General features: G+C 70.3%; 18 protein-coding genes. 4 read left to right on the top strand and 14 right to left on the bottom strand.

Going from position 1 to position 16,753, the window contains the following annotated elements; all coding sequences use genetic code 11:
* The first annotated feature begins 1 nt into the window (after position 1).
* Positions 2-691 carry an amino acid ABC transporter permease gene (locus AC0IW9_RS05090; RefSeq protein WP_471647128.1) on the top strand — a complete coding sequence of 230 codons (690 nt, stop codon included), beginning with the start codon at positions 2-4 and terminating at the stop codon, positions 689-691.
* Here AC0IW9_RS05090 and AC0IW9_RS05085 read toward each other — a convergent pair.
* Positions 688-1,323, bottom strand: coding sequence for an FMN-binding negative transcriptional regulator (locus AC0IW9_RS05085; protein WP_471647127.1), 636 nt, complete (start codon positions 1,321-1,323; stop codon positions 688-690). The two genes, AC0IW9_RS05090 and AC0IW9_RS05085, sit on opposite strands and share 4 nt — an antisense overlap.
* A 64-nt stretch (positions 1,324-1,387) precedes the next feature.
* The gene (locus AC0IW9_RS05080) at positions 1,388-1,588 is read right to left on the bottom strand and encodes a hypothetical protein (RefSeq protein WP_471647126.1); all 201 of its coding nucleotides are present in this window, start codon (positions 1,586-1,588) and stop codon (positions 1,388-1,390) included.
* 299 nt (positions 1,589-1,887) lie between these two features.
* On the opposite strand from AC0IW9_RS05080, the gene AC0IW9_RS05075 reads away from it, so the two are divergent.
* Positions 1,888-2,880 (top strand): Bug family tripartite tricarboxylate transporter substrate binding protein, encoded by a 993-nt coding sequence (locus AC0IW9_RS05075; RefSeq protein WP_471647125.1) that lies wholly within the window; start codon positions 1,888-1,890, stop codon positions 2,878-2,880.
* Here AC0IW9_RS05075 and AC0IW9_RS05070 read toward each other — a convergent pair.
* The 4 genes from AC0IW9_RS05070 to AC0IW9_RS05055 are packed head-to-tail and all read right to left on the bottom strand — an operon-like array spanning position 2,877 to position 10,324.
* The gene (locus AC0IW9_RS05070) at positions 2,877-4,541 is read right to left on the bottom strand and encodes a hydantoinase B/oxoprolinase family protein (RefSeq protein ID WP_471647124.1); all 1,665 of its coding nucleotides are present in this window, start codon (positions 4,539-4,541) and stop codon (positions 2,877-2,879) included. The two genes, AC0IW9_RS05075 and AC0IW9_RS05070, sit on opposite strands and share 4 nt — an antisense overlap.
* Before the next feature lies 1 nt (position 4,542).
* Complete coding sequence (locus AC0IW9_RS05065; RefSeq protein ID WP_471647123.1) at positions 4,543-6,558, bottom strand: hydantoinase/oxoprolinase family protein; 2,016 nt, start codon at positions 6,556-6,558, stop codon at positions 4,543-4,545.
* A gap of 59 nt (positions 6,559-6,617) precedes the next feature.
* On the bottom strand, positions 6,618-8,267 hold the full coding sequence (locus AC0IW9_RS05060) for a hydantoinase B/oxoprolinase family protein (RefSeq protein WP_471647122.1): 1,650 nt from the start codon (positions 8,265-8,267) through the stop codon (positions 6,618-6,620).
* Positions 8,267-10,324 carry a hydantoinase/oxoprolinase family protein gene (locus AC0IW9_RS05055; RefSeq protein ID WP_471647121.1) on the bottom strand — a complete coding sequence of 686 codons (2,058 nt, stop codon included), beginning with the start codon at positions 10,322-10,324 and terminating at the stop codon, positions 8,267-8,269. The genes AC0IW9_RS05060 and AC0IW9_RS05055 overlap by 1 nt, the downstream gene beginning before the upstream one ends.
* A 107-nt stretch (positions 10,325-10,431) precedes the next feature.
* Here AC0IW9_RS05055 and AC0IW9_RS05050 point away from each other — a divergent pair, with 107 nt between their 5' ends.
* On the top strand, positions 10,432-10,830 hold the full coding sequence (locus AC0IW9_RS05050; protein ID WP_471647120.1) for a hypothetical protein: 399 nt from the start codon (positions 10,432-10,434) through the stop codon (positions 10,828-10,830).
* On the opposite strand, the gene AC0IW9_RS05045 is transcribed toward AC0IW9_RS05050, so the two are convergent.
* Genes AC0IW9_RS05045 through AC0IW9_RS05030 form a run of 4 tightly spaced genes read right to left on the bottom strand, consistent with a single transcriptional unit; the run spans position 10,805 to position 13,741 of the window.
* Positions 10,805-11,707: a hypothetical protein gene (locus AC0IW9_RS05045; RefSeq protein WP_471647119.1), complete on the bottom strand. Its 903-nt coding sequence runs from the start codon at positions 11,705-11,707 to the stop codon at positions 10,805-10,807. The genes AC0IW9_RS05050 and AC0IW9_RS05045 overlap by 26 nt on opposite strands.
* A complete protein-coding gene (locus tag AC0IW9_RS05040; protein WP_471647118.1) occupies positions 11,704-12,111 on the bottom strand; it encodes a DUF6524 family protein in 408 nt (135 codons plus the stop codon). The genes AC0IW9_RS05045 and AC0IW9_RS05040 overlap by 4 nt, the downstream gene beginning before the upstream one ends.
* Positions 12,108-12,767 (bottom strand): hypothetical protein, encoded by a 660-nt coding sequence (locus tag AC0IW9_RS05035; RefSeq protein ID WP_471647117.1) that lies wholly within the window; start codon positions 12,765-12,767, stop codon positions 12,108-12,110. Before AC0IW9_RS05035 ends, AC0IW9_RS05040 begins: the two co-directional genes overlap by 4 nt.
* Positions 12,758-13,741 (bottom strand): hypothetical protein, encoded by a 984-nt coding sequence (locus tag AC0IW9_RS05030; RefSeq protein ID WP_471647116.1) that lies wholly within the window; start codon positions 13,739-13,741, stop codon positions 12,758-12,760. The genes AC0IW9_RS05035 and AC0IW9_RS05030 overlap by 10 nt, the downstream gene beginning before the upstream one ends.
* A gap of 51 nt (positions 13,742-13,792) precedes the next feature.
* Here AC0IW9_RS05030 and AC0IW9_RS05025 point away from each other — a divergent pair, with 51 nt between their 5' ends.
* Complete coding sequence (locus tag AC0IW9_RS05025; RefSeq protein ID WP_471647115.1) at positions 13,793-14,395, top strand: hypothetical protein; 603 nt, start codon at positions 13,793-13,795, stop codon at positions 14,393-14,395.
* A 23-nt stretch (positions 14,396-14,418) separates the two neighbouring features.
* Here AC0IW9_RS05025 and AC0IW9_RS05020 read toward each other — a convergent pair whose 3' ends face one another.
* Genes AC0IW9_RS05020 through AC0IW9_RS05005 form a run of 4 tightly spaced genes read right to left on the bottom strand, consistent with a single transcriptional unit; the run spans position 14,419 to position 16,750 of the window.
* A complete protein-coding gene (locus tag AC0IW9_RS05020; protein WP_471647114.1) occupies positions 14,419-15,225 on the bottom strand; it encodes a bestrophin-like domain in 807 nt (268 codons plus the stop codon).
* A gap of 41 nt (positions 15,226-15,266) precedes the next feature.
* Positions 15,267-15,545: a hypothetical protein gene (locus AC0IW9_RS05015; protein WP_471647113.1), complete on the bottom strand. Its 279-nt coding sequence runs from the start codon at positions 15,543-15,545 to the stop codon at positions 15,267-15,269.
* 13 nt (positions 15,546-15,558) lie between these two features.
* On the bottom strand, positions 15,559-15,996 hold the full coding sequence (locus AC0IW9_RS05010) for a hypothetical protein (RefSeq protein ID WP_471647112.1): 438 nt from the start codon (positions 15,994-15,996) through the stop codon (positions 15,559-15,561).
* Between the two features lie 43 nt (positions 15,997-16,039).
* Positions 16,040-16,750, bottom strand: a complete 711-nt coding sequence (locus tag AC0IW9_RS05005; protein WP_471647111.1) for a hypothetical protein — start codon at positions 16,748-16,750, stop codon at positions 16,040-16,042.
* Positions 16,751-16,753 lie beyond the last annotated feature (3 nt).

Genomic DNA, 16,753 nt, shown 5'->3' with positions numbered 1-16,753 from the left:
GGTGACGATCTGGCGCTGGGACGGCTTCTTCGACTACCTCTTCAACGCCTACCTGCTCGAGGGCGCGGCGATCTCCGTCGCGCTCACCCTCGGCGCCCTGGTCTTCGGGCTGCTGATCGGCGTCGGCATCGCCATGATGCGGCTGGCGCCCAACCGGCTGCTGCGCGGCTTCGCGCTGTTTTACTGCTGGATCTTCCGCGGCACGCCGCTGCTGGTGCAACTGCTGATCATCTATACCGGCCTGCCGCTCTTCGGCATCCGCTTCTCGGTCTGGGAGGCGGCGCTGATCGGCCTGTCGCTGAACGAGGGCGCCTACCTCTCGGAGATCGTCCGCGCCGGCATCATCTCCGTCCCGAAGGGGCAGCGGGAGGCGGCGCTGGCGCTGGGCCTGCGCAAGCGCCAGGTCTTCCGCCTGGTGACTTGGCCGCAGGCGCTCCGCCTCATCATCCCGCCGCTGGGCAACAGCGTGAACGGGCTGCTGAAGACGACCTCCGTCGCCAGCGTGATCTCGGTGGACGAGCTGCTGCGGCGGACCCAGATCCTGATCCAGGAACGCTTCCTGGTGCTGGAGCTCTTCCTGGTCGCCGCGCTCTACTACCTGGCGATGACCACGCTCTGGGATTTCGTGCAGCGGCGGCTGGAAAAGCGCTACGGCCGCGGCTACGGCTCGGAAGCCGCCGACCGGCGTTAACCGCCTTCGGCCACGCGGCGGATTGCCGCCGCCGTATCGCGATCACGCGGGTCATCACTGGCGGCAAGCCCGGCCGCCGCGCCATCGCGGTCCGCGGCAGCACGGTTCTGGCTCATCTTGCGCTTGCCGGTCAGCCGCTCGATCCGCAGCACCAGGCCGACGATGCCCTTCAATTGTCCGGCCACGAAAGGCGCGGGCGCGTCCGAGACGGCCCAGGGCCGCGGCTGCGACGCCTCCTTCTCCGCGGTCAGCCGGCTGACGATGGCGTGCAGCCGCTCGCTGTCCTCGATGATCTCGACCGGCCCCTCGGCATGCACCGCCTCATAATTCCAGGTCGGCACCACCCGGTGGTGCTCGGCCTTGGCCGGGTACCAGTTGGGCGAGACATAGGCCTCCGCGCCACGGAAGATGGCGATGGCCCTGCCGGCGTCACGCAGCGCCTGCCAATGCGGATTGGCCCGGGCGACATGGCCGATCAACACATCCGCCTCGGAATCCAGCGTCAGCGGCAAATGGGTGACATCAGGCACGCCAGCGATGCCATTCGAGACGAGCAGCGCGAGACGGGCCTGACGAATCAGCCCATGGAGGATCTCCGGGCGGTCTTCCCGGAACGCAGCGGGATTGTACATGGCCACAGCATGCCGGGCCGCGGCCCCCGCTGTCCAATGCGGCCCTAGCGGACCAGGTCCGCGATCAAGGCTGGGATTTGGGGTCGATATTCGCCGCGGCGGATTCGGTCGCCGCCCGGTCGTCGTTCGGGCGGCCACCCGCACCGGCTTCTCCCTCGGTGGCAGGCTTGGCTGCGCCGCGGGACTTTTCCTCCTCGGTCCAGGGTTTCTCGCCCGTACCGGGGGTAGGCGTATCCTTGGCGACATGCGGCTTGGTTTCGGGCATTCGGGCCTCCTCCGTATCGAGCATCCAGCGCGGCCCGGCGGACGTGGTTCCCGCCTGATGTCTTATCCGCATCCTTCGCGCTGCGGCGCGATACCGCTGGGGACACGGTGACGATCCCGACGGATATGCTGGCGGGCGGGCAGGCCGTGGTGCTGCGGTTCCTCCTGCTGATTGCCTGCCCGGCGGACCGGTACCCGAAGGCACTGTCGCAATCCGGCCGGAGGTCAGCGAAGCCCGCGCCGCTTGACCGCGCCGCCCGTCATTGCCAGCCTCGGCCGAAAGCCGGGGAGGAAACCATCATGCCGGGACGTCGCGCCATGCTGGCGACGCTGGGGAATGCGCTGCTGGCCGGCCGGGCCGCCGCCCAGGCCTTTCCCACCCAAGCTTTTCCCACCCAGGCTTTCCCCGAACGGCCGATCCGCATCATCGCGCCCTATGCGCCCGGCGGGCAGTCCGACACGGTCATCCGCTTGCTGGCGCCGAAGATGTCCGAGTTCCTCGGCCAGACCCTGGTGATCGAGAACCGCACCGGCGCCGGTGGCTCGATCGGCGCCGGCGTCGTCGCCCAGGCCCCGGCCGATGGCTATACCCTGCTGTTCGAAAGCTTCGCCTTCCTCGTCGTGCCCTTCATCGTCAAGGGCCTCACCTTCGACTACGAGACCGCCTTCGCCCCGGTCGGCCAGGCGGTGGCGCTGCCCTATGTGCTGGTGGTGCGGAAGGATTTCCCGGCCGCGGATCTCGCCGGCTTCCTCGCCCATGCCAAGGCCAATCCCGGCGTCAGCTACGGCACGCCCGGCATCGGCACGGTGGGCCATCTGGCGGGGGCGCTGCTGGAGAGCCGCGCCGGTATCAAGCTGGAGCACGTTGCCTATCGCGGCGGCGCGGAATCCGCGCGGGACCTGGCGGCCGGCAGCATCGACGCCGCCATCGGCACCGCCAATACCTTCGGCCCACTGGTGCAGGACGGCCGGGTCCGGGCCCTGGCGCTGACCAGCGCGGAGCGGCGCGGCAGCCTCGCCACCCTGCCGACCATCGCCGAGAGCGGCTTCCCCGGCTTCGACATCACCAGCTGGAACGGATTGTTCGCCCCCGCCGGCACGCCGGCCCCGGTGCTGGCCCGGCTGGAGGCCGCCCTCGCCCAGGCCACCGGCGACCCGGCCACGCGCCAGCGCCTCGCCCTGACCGGCAACGAGGCGGTGACCGAAAGCGCCGCGGCTTTCGCCATCCGCATCCGGCGGGAGCGGGAGGTGGTGCGCCAGATCGTCGCCCAGACCGGCATGCGGGCCGACTAGCCAGGCGGTGGCCCGGCCCAGCCTGCCGCCCGGGCGGCGGAAGTGAGGTCATCCGCCACATCCTGCGCCAGCACCGCGGCGGCGCGGCGCTTCGGCTCGCCATAGCCGCCACCGCCGCCGAGGCTGATGGTCACCACGTCGCCACGCAGCAGCGGGAAGGCATCCTTGCTGCGCAGCGCGATCCGCTCGGCCCCGCGCAGCACCTCGCACTGCCCCGGCGCCCCCGGACCACCGCCGAAGATCCCGGCGGCGGGATACTTGAACCGGTCGCTGTAATGCGCGACCTGCGCCCCATCGGCCAGGATCTCGTAGCTGCGGGAGAAGCCGGCCCCGCCCCGCTGCGCGCCGGTGCCGCCGCTGTCGGTGCGCAGGCTGTAGTCGGTGATGCGGAAGAAGGAGAAATCCTGGTCCGCCGCCTCGATGGGGGTATTCGAGCAATTGGACAGCGGATTATCCACCGCATCGCAGCCGTCGTTGCCGATGCCCGCGCCATAGCCGCCGCCAAAGACCTCGAGATAGACCGACCAGCCCTGCTCGCCGAGCCAGGAGAGGCAGAAGGCGGTGGTGGTGTCATACCCCTGGGCGATGACCTTCTCCGGCACCGCCTGGGAGATGGCCTGCATGACGGCATTCCACACCCGGGAGCAGGAGACCATCCGCGCCCGCACCGGCGCCGGATGCCGCGGGTTGAGCAGGCAGCCGAGCGGCGCCGTCACCGTGATCGGCCGCAGCGAGCCATCGTTGAAAGGAATGTCCGGGCTGGTCAGCGCCGCCTTGAGGCAGGAGACCGAGGCCGAGATGACCGAGGCAAACGGAGCATTCAGGTTCATCCGCAGCTGCGGCGCGGTGCCGGCGAAATCCACCGCGATGGAATCGCCGCTGACCGTCACCGCCGCCCGCACCGTGACCGGGCCGCTGCCGAGCCCGTCGTCGTCCATGCTGGCCTCGCCGTAGTAGGTGCCGTCCGGCACGTCCCGGATCGCCGCCCGCATCCGCGTCTCGGAATAATCCTGCAACGCCGCCATCGTGGCCAGCAGCTTCTCCGTGCCGTAGCGCCGCGCCAGCTCCTGCACCCGCAGCGCGCCGACGGCATTGGCGGCGATCTGCGCATCGAAGTCGCCCATGGTCTGGTGCGGCACCCGGACATTGGCGCGCAGCAGCCGCTGGAAGCCGCCGCCATGCCAGTCCCGCTGGGTATTGACCTTCATCGGCGGGATGATGATCCCCTCCGCGTACAGGTCCTGCGCCGTGGTGTTCAACCCCGGGCTGCCGCCGCCGATATCGAGGTGATGCGCCACCGAGGCGGCGAAGCCAATGACCACGCCCTCATGGAAGATGGGATGGAAGAAGAAGACGTCCTGCAGGTGCTGGCCACCCGAATAGGGATCGTTGATGACCAGGAAGTCGCCTTCCTCCAGCGTCTCGGCCGGGAACATCGCGGCACAGGGCTGGAAGATGCGGCCGATGCTGCCGAGCTGCATCGGGATCAGCTCCGCCTGCGCCACGGTATTGCCCCGGGCATCGAGCAGCGCGGCGGAACCGTCCCGTGCCTCCCGCAATATGGTGGAATAGGCCGAGCGGATCAGCTTCACCCCCATCTCGCGCGCCGCGGCGATCAGGGATTGGCTGAGGATGGCGTATTCGACCGGGTCGAGCGTCATCTCAGCCATCCCTCCGCATCAGCATGTTGCCGGCCACGTCGCGCGCCGCCTGCCAGGATTCAGGCACCCAGGTGGTGGAGGAATAGCCCTCGATCAGCGCCGGGCCGGTGATGACCTCCCCCGGGGCCAGCGCCGCCGCATCCGCCAGCCGGGCGGGCAGGGTGCGGCCGCCGGTGGTGACCGCGGCGCTCGGCGGCCGCGCCATCCCGGATGGCCTTTCGCGGGTCTCGGGCAGCGCCTCCAGCCGCCGCCGCACGCCAAAGCGCAGGCCCACCAGCTCCACCTTCCGCCCCGGCTCGCCGCCATGCAGATAGACCCGGCGATGCGCCACGGCGAAGCGCTCCGCCAGATCCGCCGCCTGCAGGGCGCCCAGCGACGCGGGCTCCACCGGCACCGGGATCTCGAAGGCCTGGCCGACGAAGCGCATGTCCGCCTCCAGCGCATACTCCAGCGGCCCATCCAGGCCGAGGCCGCGGAACTCCGCCTCCGCCGCGCTGCGGAAGCGCGCCTGCTCCGCCTGCAGGGCGGCCGGGGTCGCGGCATCCAGCGCCATGCGCCGGGTCACCCCCTGCACCTTCACGTAATCCGCCGACAGCAGCCCGAGCGCCGAGATGACGCCGGGATTGGGCGGCACCAAGATCTCGCGGATGCCCAGCTCCTCCGCGATCTCGGCCGCCAGCAGCGGGCCGGCGCCACCGAAGGGCAGCAGCGCATAGTCGCGCGGGTCGCGGCCCCGCTCGGTCGAGACCAGCTGGATGGCGCGGACGATATTGGCGACCGCGAGCCGGATGGCCGCCGCCGCGGCCCCGCGCACATCGGTGCCGAGCCGTGCCGCCACATCCTCGAAGGCCCGGTGCGCCGCATCGGCATCGAGCGTCATGCCGCCGCCGAGGAAGGCGTCCGGGCGGATCGTGCCGCGCACCACATGCGCATCGGTGATGGTCGGCAAGGTGCCGCCGCGGCCGTAGCAGGCCGGGCCCGGCACCGCCCCGGCGCTGCGCGGGCCGACCCGCAGCATGCCGCCATCGTCGATCCAGACCAGGCTGCCGCCGCCGGCGCCGACGGTGACGATATCCAGCACCGGCGTGCGGATCGGCAGCCCGTCCACCTCGGTCTCCGGCGCCAGCGCGGCCTCGCCGTCCCGCACCAGCGCCACGTCGGTGGAGGTGCCGCCCATGTCGAAGGTGATCAGCTCGCCGCGGCCGGAGCGCTGCGCCTGGCGGATCGCCCCCACCACCCCGGCCGCCGGGCCGCTGAGCAGCGCGCTGATCGCGGTGCGCCGCATCGCCGCCGCCGGCATGCGCCCGCCGTTCGACTGCATGACACTGAAATGCCCGGCGAAGCCGGCAGCATCCAGCGCCGCCTCGAAGCGGTCGAGGTAGCCATCGATCACCGGCTGCACATAGGCCGAGAGCGCGGTGGTCGAGGCCCGCTCGTACTCGCGGAATTCCGGCGCCACCTCATGGCTGCAGGCGATCCGCATCCCGGGCAGGGCGGCGGCGATCAGCTCCCGCAGCCGCATCTCGTGCTGGGGGGCGACATAGGCCGAGAGCAGGCAGATCGCCACCGCCTCGTAGCCGCCGGCGACCAGCGCCGGGATCAACTCGCGCCGCACCGCCGCCTCGTCCAGCGGCAGCACGGTATTCCCGGCCGCATCGATGCGCTCCGCGGCTTCGAAGCAATCGGCCCGGCGCACCGGCGGCACCGGCTTGGCGTAGTGCAGGTCGTAGATGCTGCGGCGGTCGTGCCGCTGCATGAACAGGATGTCGCGGAAGCCCTTGGTGGCGACGAAGGCGATGCGCGCGCCGCGGCGTTCCAGGATGGCATTGGTCGCAACCGTCGAGCCATGCACGAGGTCCGTCACCGCGCCGGCCTCGACCCCGCCCGCGCCGAGCGCGGCGAAGGCGCCGATATCCGGGCTATGCGGCGTGCTCGGCACCTTCACCACACGGACCTCGCCGCCATCGACGGCGACCAGATCGGTGAAGGTGCCGCCGACTTCGATTCCGACCCGCATGAAGCTGCCTTTCCCGAGCCTCCGGGCAGCTTAGCCGCGATGCCGCGGCGCGCAAGCGCTCAGCCCGTCACCTTGCCATTGGCCCGGTCCTCGGCGCGGGCCGCGTCGCTGCGCCGCGCCGGCGCGCCATAGCCGCCGCCGCCCGCCGTCTCGATCACCACCCGATCGCCGCGGTTGAGCCGCGTGACGATCTTCGACGGGATCTCCTCGACCGTGCCGTCGCGCCGGTGGATGACGGAGCGTGCCCGCGCGCCCGGCCCGCCGCCGAAGATGCCCCCCGCCGCGCTGTAGTGCCGCTCGCCGCGATGGGTGAAGGACATGTCGTCCACCAGCGCCTCATACTCGCGGATGGTGCCGAGCCCGCCGCGCCACTCGCCGTCGCCGCCGCTGCCCGGCCGCAGCGCAACGCGGTTGAGCCGGATGGGCGTCTCCATCTCCGCCGCCTCGGCGGGGAGGTTCATGCAGTTTGTCGCATCGGTCTCGATGACATCGACGCCGTCGCTCCCCTGCGCGGCACCGCTGCCGCCGGCGATCAGGTCGCCGGTGACGAAGGGCTTGCCTGCCGCGGTGCGGCCGCCGAAGGCGACGATCACCATCTGCCCGGCCGAGGGCGCCGGCACCCGGCCCGGCAGCACCTCCGCCAGCGCCGCGATGACCGTGCCGGTGATGCGCTTGATGGTGGAGGTCCGCGCATTCACCGGCGCCGGCTCCCGCGGGTTCACCAGCGTGCCTTCCGGCAGGTGCATGGTGATGGGGCGGAAGCAGCCGGCATTGGTCGGGATCTTCGGATCGGTCAGCGCCCGCACCGCATAGCAGGCGGCGGCCAGCGAGCCGGAGGGCACGCAATTCAGCGGCCCCCGCACCTGCGGGCTGGTGCCGGTGAAGTCGAGGTGGATGCTGTCGCCGGCGATGGTGACCGCAACCTCGATGCGGATGGGCTTGTCCAGCTCCACCCCGTCGTTGTCGAGGAAATCGACCGCGCGATAGGTCCCGTCCGGGATCTGCGCCAGCGCCAGCCGGGTCATCGCCTCGGACTTGTCCAGCAGCGCGTGGAAGACCGCCGTGGCGGCATTGTCCCCCTGCGTCTCCGCCAGCGCGGCCAGCCGCCGGGCGCCGATGGAGCAGGCCGAGACCTGCGCATGGATATCGCCCATCACCGTATCCGGGATGCGGACATTCTGCCGGATCATCGCCTCCAGCGTCGCATTCACCACGCCGCGGTCGCGGAATTTCAATGGCGGGATGCGCAGCCCCTCCTGGAAGATCTCCGTCGCATTGGTCGGCACCGACCCTGCGGAGAGTCCGCCCATGTCCTGATGATGCGTCATCGCCGCGGCGAAGGCGATGATCCGCCCATTCGCAAAGATCGGCTGCACCACGGCGATATCCGGCAGATGCGTGCCGCCGCAATAGGGATCGTTCAGCAGGTAGGTATCGTCCGGCTGCATCGTCGCCGGCGGGAAGTCGCGGATGATGCGCGCAACCGCCGGGATCAGGGTCGCCAGATGGATCGGGATGGAACAGGACTGCGCCAGGGTCTGCCCGTCGGCGGTGAACAGCCCGGCCGAGGCATCCAGCCCCTCCTTCACGATGGGCGAGAAGGAGGAGCGCAGCAGGGTCGACTGCATCTCGTTGGCGATGCCCTCCAGCCGGTGGCGGGTGACCTCCACGGTGATGGGATCGAGGGTCGCGGTGCTGAAGGCGGTCATCACGCGGGCTCCTTCGTGATCAGCAGGGCCCCGCCGGGGGCGAGGCAGGCGGTCCAGCCGGGCTCCACCAGGGTCGTGGTATCGATCTGCTCGATGATGGCGGGGCCGGCGACGGCATCGCCGGGACGGATCGCCGCCCGCTGCCAGATCGCCGCCGGCACCGGCGTGGGATATTGCCGCACGCGGATCAGCCGCGTCCCCGGCGGCGCCACCTCGCCCTGCTGCAACCCGATGCCGCCGGCGACGGTGCCAGCGCGGGAGCGATGCACCGCCCGCAGGTTCACGAATTTCGCCGGCAGCGGCATGGCATGGCCATAGACCCGGTCATGCGCGACAAGGAAGGCGCGATAGGCATCGCCGACCGGGTCCGCCGCGCTCGGGTCGAGCGGCACCTCCAGCCAATAGGACTGACCGATGTAGCAGAGGTCGGCGGCATAGCTGACCTCCACATCCTCCGGCGCCAGCCGCTCGGCGGCGATGAGTTCCCCGCAACGCGCATCCAGTGCGGCGAGGGCAGGCGGCAGCAGCGCCGGGTCCAGTCCCTCGCAGGGGTGCGGGAAGGCCATGGCGATCTCATGCTCCACCGGCGCACCCAGCAGCCCGGCGGCGGCCAGCACGCCGGGATGCGGCGGCACGATGATGGACCCGATCCCGAGATCCTCGGCCAGCGCCGTCGCATGCATCGGCCCGCCACCGCCGAGCGGCAGCAGCGCATAGCCGCGCGGGTCGATCCCCCGGCCGATCGAGACCAGCCGGATCGCCTCCGCCATCTGCGCATTCAACACCCGGTGGATGCCGAGCGCCGCCTGCTCCAACGCCATCCCCAGCGGCGTGGCGACCTCCCGCTGCACCGCCTCCCGCGCCAGCGCAGCATCAAGGCGTAGCGAGCCGCCGGCAAAGGCCGCCGGGTCGATGTAGCCGAGCACCACGGAAGCATCCGTCACCGTCGCCCGCGTCCCGCCGCGGCCGTAGCAGGCCGGGCCTGGCTCCGACCCCGCCGATTCCGGCCCGACCCGCAGCGACCCCGCGGTATCGATCCAGGCAAGGCTGCCGCCGCCGGAGCCGATGGCGGTCACGTCCACCATCGGCACCCGCACGGTGAAGCCGTCGATCAGCCCCTCCGCCCGGATCAGCGGCCGCCCGTCGCTGACCAGCGCGATGTCGCAGGAGGTGCCGCCGATATCGATGGTGATGAGGTTCTGGTGCCCGGCATTCAGCCCGACATCAAGCCCGCCGACCACACCCCCCGCCGGGCCGGACAGGAACAGCCGCACCGGCCGCCGCCGCGCGATCTCGGAGGACATGAGCCCGCCGCGCGACTGCATGACCTGCAGCGTGGCAGGCACACCCGCGCGGCGCAGTCCGGTCTCCATGTTCTCGAGGTAGTCGGCCACCAACGGCTTCACATAGGCATCGAAGGCGGTGGCGCAGACCCGCTCGTACTCGCGGAAGGTCGGGTCCACCGCGGAGGAGAGCGAGACCGGCAGCCCCGGCGCCAGCTCCGCGATGATGGCGGCGATGCGCTCCTCATGCGCCGGACGCAGGAAGGAGAACAGCAGGCAGACCGCGATCGCCTGCACCCCCTCGGCCAGCAGCGCCTGCACGGCGGCGCGGACGCTCGCCTCGTCCAGCGGCACCAGCACCGCGCCGCTGGCATCCAGCCGCTCCCGCACCTCCTTGCGGCGGGCGCCGGGGGCGAGGAAGACTGGCGTCTCCGGATGCAGCACCAGGTCGTACATCTGGTGCCGCATCTGCCGGCCGATCTCGATGACATCGCCGAAGCCTTCGGTGGCGATCAGCCCGATGCGGGCGCCCTTGCGTTCCAGCACCGCATTGGTGGCGACCGTGGTGCCATGGGCGAAGCGGGCGATGGCCCCGGCCGGCACCTGCCATTCCGCCCCCGCCATCTCCAGCGCGGTCAGCACCGCCTTGCTCGGGTTGCCGCGGGTCGTCGGCACCTTGGTCAGGCGGATGCCCCCATCCGGCGCGCGGCAGACCACATCCGTGAAGGTGCCGCCGATGTCGATGCCGAACTCGAAGCCTGCCGATGCACCCATGCTGCCGAACCTCATGCCATGCCTGGGCCGAGCCTGTCCCGTGACGGCCGGCATGGGAAGCCGCAATCCTCACGGCCCCTTCACCGTCAGGTCCTAGGCTGCTGGCGATGAGCTTCGCCGACGACGGCCGCCTGGCTGCGCTCAGCGGCCCGGGCGGCCAGCTGATCCTCTACCCCGACAGGTTGCGGGTGCTGCGGCACGGCCCCTGGTTCACCGCGCTCAACCTCGTCTTCCACCTTGAGCGGGAGATCGAGACGACCATCCTGCTGCATCGCCTGACGGGCGTGCATCTTGTGCAGTCGCTGCTCCTGGTGCAGTTCCTGCGCTTCACCTATGCGGGCTGCCCGGCGCCGAGCGGCCATTATCTGCGCGACGCCTTCGCCGAGAACGCCTTCCTGGCCAGTTTCATCGACAACCGGCCGCTGGTGGCCTTCCAGGCCGCCATCATCATCGCGGCGCGCCGGCTCGCCCCCATGCCTCTCAGCGGGGCCGAACTGGCTCACTGAGGCGGCGGAACCAACGGGTGGACCGGAAGGGTGGCAGGCCCTCCGGCCGTGGCGCCAGCCCCTCCGCCTCGGCGATGACGGCAGCGCGGCGTCCGGCGTCGTGGGCGGAAACGCCATTGCCCATCAGCCGCCGGTAGAGCTGCCCGGCCTGCGCGATATCCGCGCTGCCGACCTGCCCGGCCCGATCCCGCCGGGACTTCAGAAAGGCCGCCACATCCCGCTGTCCCGCGCGGCCACTGCCGGAGCCAGCCTCGGCAGCGGTCAGCACTTCCCGTGCCCCCCGCGCGCTGAGACCGTAGCGGGTCACGCCTTCGGTCAGCAGCGCCAGCTCCGCCTCGGGCTCTGCGGCGCGGCCCCCGGCGCGGCGTGCCCGGACCAACTCGAAGAAGCCATCCGGATTGCCGCCGACCGCCTCGGCGCGCAGCGGCTGCGGCGCACAGGCGGCACAGGGCAGTGCACGAACGCTGCCATCCAGTTCCATGAGCTTGAGCTCGACCAGCATGTCCGGGTAGCGCGCCCGCACGGCCTCGGCCGCCCGGTCCAACACTTCCATATGCAGCCGCAACTCTTCTGTCGCATCCAATGGCCGGTTCGCCCAGAGCCGAATCGCCCCGCAATCCCGGTGGTTCAGGAACGTCACGCGCCGCACGCCATGCAACTGGCGGGACGCCGCGAGATTCTCCCAAACCGCGGCGCTCCAGGCCGGGCGATTGGTGTCCACCACCGCCAGGGCGGCACCGGCGATCCGCATTTCGCTGTAGCGATCGGTGCGGCCGAGGGCGCTGAAATAGAAGGTCGTGTCGTCGGTCAGCCGAGGATCGATGCAGCTGAGGAGGAAGGTATCCGCTTTGCCTGGTGCCTGTTCCTGCATGCTCAATGGACCTTTTCGACGTGCGAGATGCCGGCCAGCCGGTGATGGATATGCGAATAGGACAGACCCACGGCGTAGAGCAGCGCCACCATGACGAGCAGCAGCAGTGCCCGCCCGCCTTCCACCGGCGATGCCGGAACGAGAGGCGCCAGCGCCATGGCGCTGGCGAATAGCGTCGCCAGCACCAGCATGACCCCGCGCCATTTCAATACGCCGAGGACGGTGGCCCAGATGACGCCATGCAGCCCCAGCAGCAGCAGGGTCACCGCCAGCTTGGTCCAGAAGCCGGCCTCGCCGCGCCAAAGCCAGTGCCACCAGGAATGTCCGCTGGGATTATAGGCGGCGAAGACGGCAAAGCTGCTGAACAGCACCCGGGCGGCGACGCCGCGCCAGTCGAACTGCGTGGTCATGGCCTGCCATCCCTTTGGTGCAGCAGTCGTGCCAGGCGGTGGGCCGCAGCCTCCGCGGTGGTGCGCCGCGCGGCCGCGGCCCGCCAGGGGGCCAGCACCGCCGCGGCCTCCCCGCGCAGGCTGGCGGTCGCCGCCCCGGCGCCGGCGATGTCGCCACGTGCCAAAGCTGCCTCGGCCAAGCGGGCTGCGGCCAGCGCCGGGCTGTCGCCAGTCCCGAGGGCGGCGCCAAGCCTTAGTGCCCGCAGGGCCAGCCCGGCCAGGGCACCATCCGGCGCCAACCCGGCCTCGGCGCGGATGGCGGCCTCGGCCATGGGGCCGAAGGTGGCGGCCAGTGCCGGTGGCTCCGGCGCGCCGAGGGCGGCGGCGGCAGCCAGTGGACGCAGCGCCGCCGAAAGCTCCGCATCCTCGGCAGCAAGCAGGGTAGCGATGGCATAGGGTCGCGGATAGGCAGCCGAACCCGCCAGATGCGGCAGCAGCAATTCAACGCCCACCAGCGCCAGGCGGGACTCCACGCTTCCGGGCGGTGGCAGGCTGGGTGGAGCGGCCGCTCGGCTGCCGGGCCCGAACAGGGCAAGACCCGACAATAGGCAGGCGACCAGCGCCAGCGCGGCGGAAGGCGCCGGTAGCCGGCTGAGCAGGCGGGCGTTCAACCGCATCCGCCACCCCCAGGCCGCAGGGCAGCCAGCCGTTCTGCCATGGCATCGGTGACCGCGGCTTCTGCCTGTTGGACGATACGCTGTTCCGCCACACCGATGGCGACCAGCGCCTGCGCTTCGAAATCCGCACGGTTGAACGCGGCATCGACCCGGTTGATCGCCCAGTCGATGCCCCAGGACAGACCAACGCCGCCCGCGAGCCCGAATGCGACGCCGGGAACCCCCGCGAAGGCATAACCGAAGGTGCCGCTGGCGGCGAGGACCGAGCCTATCTCGCTGACCCGGACCGCCACCGCCCCGGCCCGCGCCGCCATGGGCCGCATGGAGCGGAGGAAGATCACCGGCGGCCCGGAATCGTCCTTGGGCAGCAATGCAAAGAGGTCCGCCGGCGCGATGGCTGCCAGAGGCAATACCAGGCTTTCCGCCGCCCGCAGATTGACATGCAGGGTCGCCGTGCCCCTCGTCGGCGGGCCGTCTAGCCGCTTGGCCGCTTCCGCCAGTGCCGTATCCCAGGCCCGGTCCAGCACTGCGCCGGCATGGTCCAGGTCACGGGCGAGGCCGCCCTCACCCTCGGCCGGCGCCAGCACGCGGCTGCGGAAGGCCTCCCGCATCGGCTCGGCGACATGGGCCGAAAGCCGGTCCAGCAACGGAGTTTCCACCGTTGCCCCGGCGGAATCGGCCAGACCATGGGCGAGCCGCCAGAGCACGCGATAGGAATTGACGTAGCTTTGCACCCAGTCATAGGCCCAGGCGCCGTAACGCGGCACCAGCTCCCGCGCCAGGGCGAAGCGGGCCGCCGCCGCATCCTGGAGCAGCCGCGCCGCGAGTCCCGGCAGCCGCTCTGCCTCGGCGGCGAGCCCCGCCTCCGCCTGGGCCAGCAGTGCCGGTTCGATCAGGCGGACATCGCAGCGCCCGTCCGGAAGCGTCAACGCGACCGGCACAGGGGCCGCCTGTGCCATTGCGAAAGCCTTCATGAACCAGAGCAATGCCAAGCTCGGTGCCAGATAGCGCAAGGCAGGACGGCGATGACCTGGAACGCGATCCTCGAACTTGGTGGCGATGCCATGGCGACTCTGCTTGCCATGCTGCTGGCGTTGGGGATGGTCCGGCTCGGCAGCCTGCAATTCAGGCTGGTCGCACCGCAGGATGCGGAAGCGGTACCGCTGCTGCATGTCCTGGGCGCCATCACCGGGGGCTTGGCAGGCTGCGCCCTGCTGCTTGCGGTGCCGCATGGCAATGCCTTCGTCCCGGCAAGCTTCTTCGCCGCTGATGGGCCATGGGAGATAACGCTTGGCGGTTTCCTGCGCCGCTATGCGTTGCCGCAGCCCACGGCGCTGCAAAGCCTGGTGGCGGCGCTGCGGGGCGGTGGCGGGCCCATGCAAGCCGTAGTTGCTTGGCTCGCCATCGCTGGCTTCTTGCTTGGCCCGTTGCTGGCCCTGCGGCTGTGGCGTGGCCGGGACCGGCTGCGGGCGCTTGGTGGCTTCCTGCTGCTTGCGCTCTGGACGGCGCTGATCCTGCATTACGCCGTCTACCCGGCCGCCTGGACCTTGGCGCAGCTGAACTTCTGGGCTTTTGCTCTCGGCCTGCTGCTGTTCCAACGCTGGCGCCGCACCGTTGCAACCCATTAGGCGGAAGCATTGCGGGCCCCTCATCAGGATACCTGCATCAGTGCGAAATAGGGCCGCGGCGAGAGCAGTGCCGGCTCCCCAACGAAGGGAAAAGCCAGTTTCAGCGCCACCAGCAGCACGGCGCCGACGATGACGGCGATGACCGCGCCCATGGCGTAATGCATCGCTTGGTTAGCGCCGCCGAAGAACCACTGGAAGGCGATGACGGCCACCGAAACGGCCAGTACCAGCATCCAGATGAGGCCCGAGAGCGTGCGCGACATGACAGAGAGCCGGGCAATCCGTGCGTCCGCGACATTGGCTACCCATTGCCCGGTATTCTGCGCCACCGCCTGCTGCGACGGCGTGGCCGCATCGGCATCGAGAAAGGCCCGCGCCAGCCGCTGGAAAGCGCGTTCCGAACCGGCCGCCGGGGTACCCGCCTGCATCGCCGGCCAATCTTCGGAAACGACGGCAGCGGCATAGTGACGGATGGAGGCGCGCATTTCGGTGCGCAGCTCCTGCTGGTTCGGCAGGTTGTATCCATCCACCGTCAGGGCGAGCATGTACATCGCGCCCACCTCCTTCTGCAGGGTATCCCGCGCGGTCTGGTAGATGTCCCAGGAGCCGACGAGGGTGAGCGCCGCGACCGCCGCATAGATCTCGACCACGAAGCTGAATTTGATCGAGCCGACCAGCGCGTTGGCAGTGAATTCCTGTGGCGTGAACAGCGAGAACATCACATGGCCGAAGCCCATGGCCAGCAGCAATGGAATGCCGATGGCCAGCGCCGCCGCCAGCGGCGTGGGCAGGGCAGCGATGCCATGCGTAGCAAGCAGATCGATCGGCATGGTTCAGCCCCCTTGGCGCGGATAGCGGCGCCGGATGCCGGTCATTCGAGCTTGTCGCCATGCCGGACCCAGGCCCAGTGCCCCGCGGCGAGGCCTGCCGCCCCGCCGATCACCGCGGCAACCGCCCCGCCCGCAATGAAGACCGAGCCGAGCATGGCGCCACCAAAGAGTCCGGCGCCAAGCGCCAGCGCATGCCCGGGCGAAAGCTCCGACGTCTCGAGCAGCCGTGCGACGGGGGGCGGCAGGGTGACCGTGGCGGATTCCGCCATGGCCGGAGTGGCGAAGACCAGCAGGCATAGAAGGCAAAGGATGCGTCGCATGGGCTCGTCTCCTTCAGGCGTCGATCGCGCGATACCAGCGCCTGGTCGGCACCAGCCGCCCGGCCCGGCGGGGAACCAAGTCACCCTGTTCCATCAGGCGCTTCACCCGACGCTCCGCTTCCGCCTGGGTCAGCCCGGCGCCGGCGCGGGCCCGGTAGAAGGCGACTGCCTTGCGGAAATCGTCGCGGCTGACGCGATCGCGTCGGTCGGCAAAGGTACGGAGAAGCTGCGCGGCGGAGCGTTCCAGCTCACGCTCCGTGGCGACCTCATCCTGCTCGGCCGCGGCGCGTAACACGCCGCTCGCTTGGTCAAGCGTGAGGGCATAGCGGGTGACGCCTTCTTCCAGCAACCGGGTTTCCTGCTCCCGGTCGAGGAAGCGCCGGCCCTGCATATGCAGCTTGACCAGTTCATCGAAGCGGCCCCGCGCGACGGGGGTATCAGGTGCCATCATGGCAGCGGCCTTCCTTTCTGGATGGCGGGGAGGGGAATGGCGCCTAAGGCGTCAGCATCACCGGACGCAGCGCCGAGGAAGCGCGTGGTGGCGCAAGGTCGAAACCCTGCTGATGTCGCGGCATGGTCTGCAATCGTGCATTCAACCGATCAATGGCGCGCATGATCCGGGCAGCCTCGGCGCTGAGCGGTGCATCGACCGGGGCCAGGGCGAATTTCACCTTGGGCAGGGGGAAGAATTCCACCTCGACCCGGTCCACGCCGAAGCCACCAGTCTCGGAGGCATCGAGCACGGCCCGCACAATGGTGCGCTGGATGATCGCCATCGGACCCACATGTGCCTGCGCATGGCGGCTAAGCTGGCGTTCGACGTAGTCTCGATCCGCCTCAGTCAGCTCCCGGGCTTGACCGAACGTCATGCCAAGTGTCGGGATGATGCCGACGGCGGATTCAATCTGCTTGAGCTTGTAGCCGGCGATGTCCATTAGCCAGGCGAAGTCCTTGCGCAATTCCGCCTGGGGCTGCGTCACAGCGCCATGTCTTTGTATGAAGCTGCCCGTGCCGAAGCCGAAACCGCCAAATAGATCCGACCATAGCCGTCCCGCCCTTTCGCCGAAGCTGTCGGAGGAAGCGAGATCCTGCAAAGGCACCGTCACGGCGGTTTGTCCCAGGGCTTGGCCCGCGGCGGGCATGGCAAAGGCCAATGCCGAACAGAGACCGAAGGCGGTGACGGCCGCATATCTGGTCAGGACCATGAT

The sequence above is a fragment of the Belnapia sp. AC561 genome (genome assembly GCF_979252845.1).
Note: the sequence above shows the minus strand (reverse complement) of the source record. Positions and strands in the feature narration are given on the sequence as shown.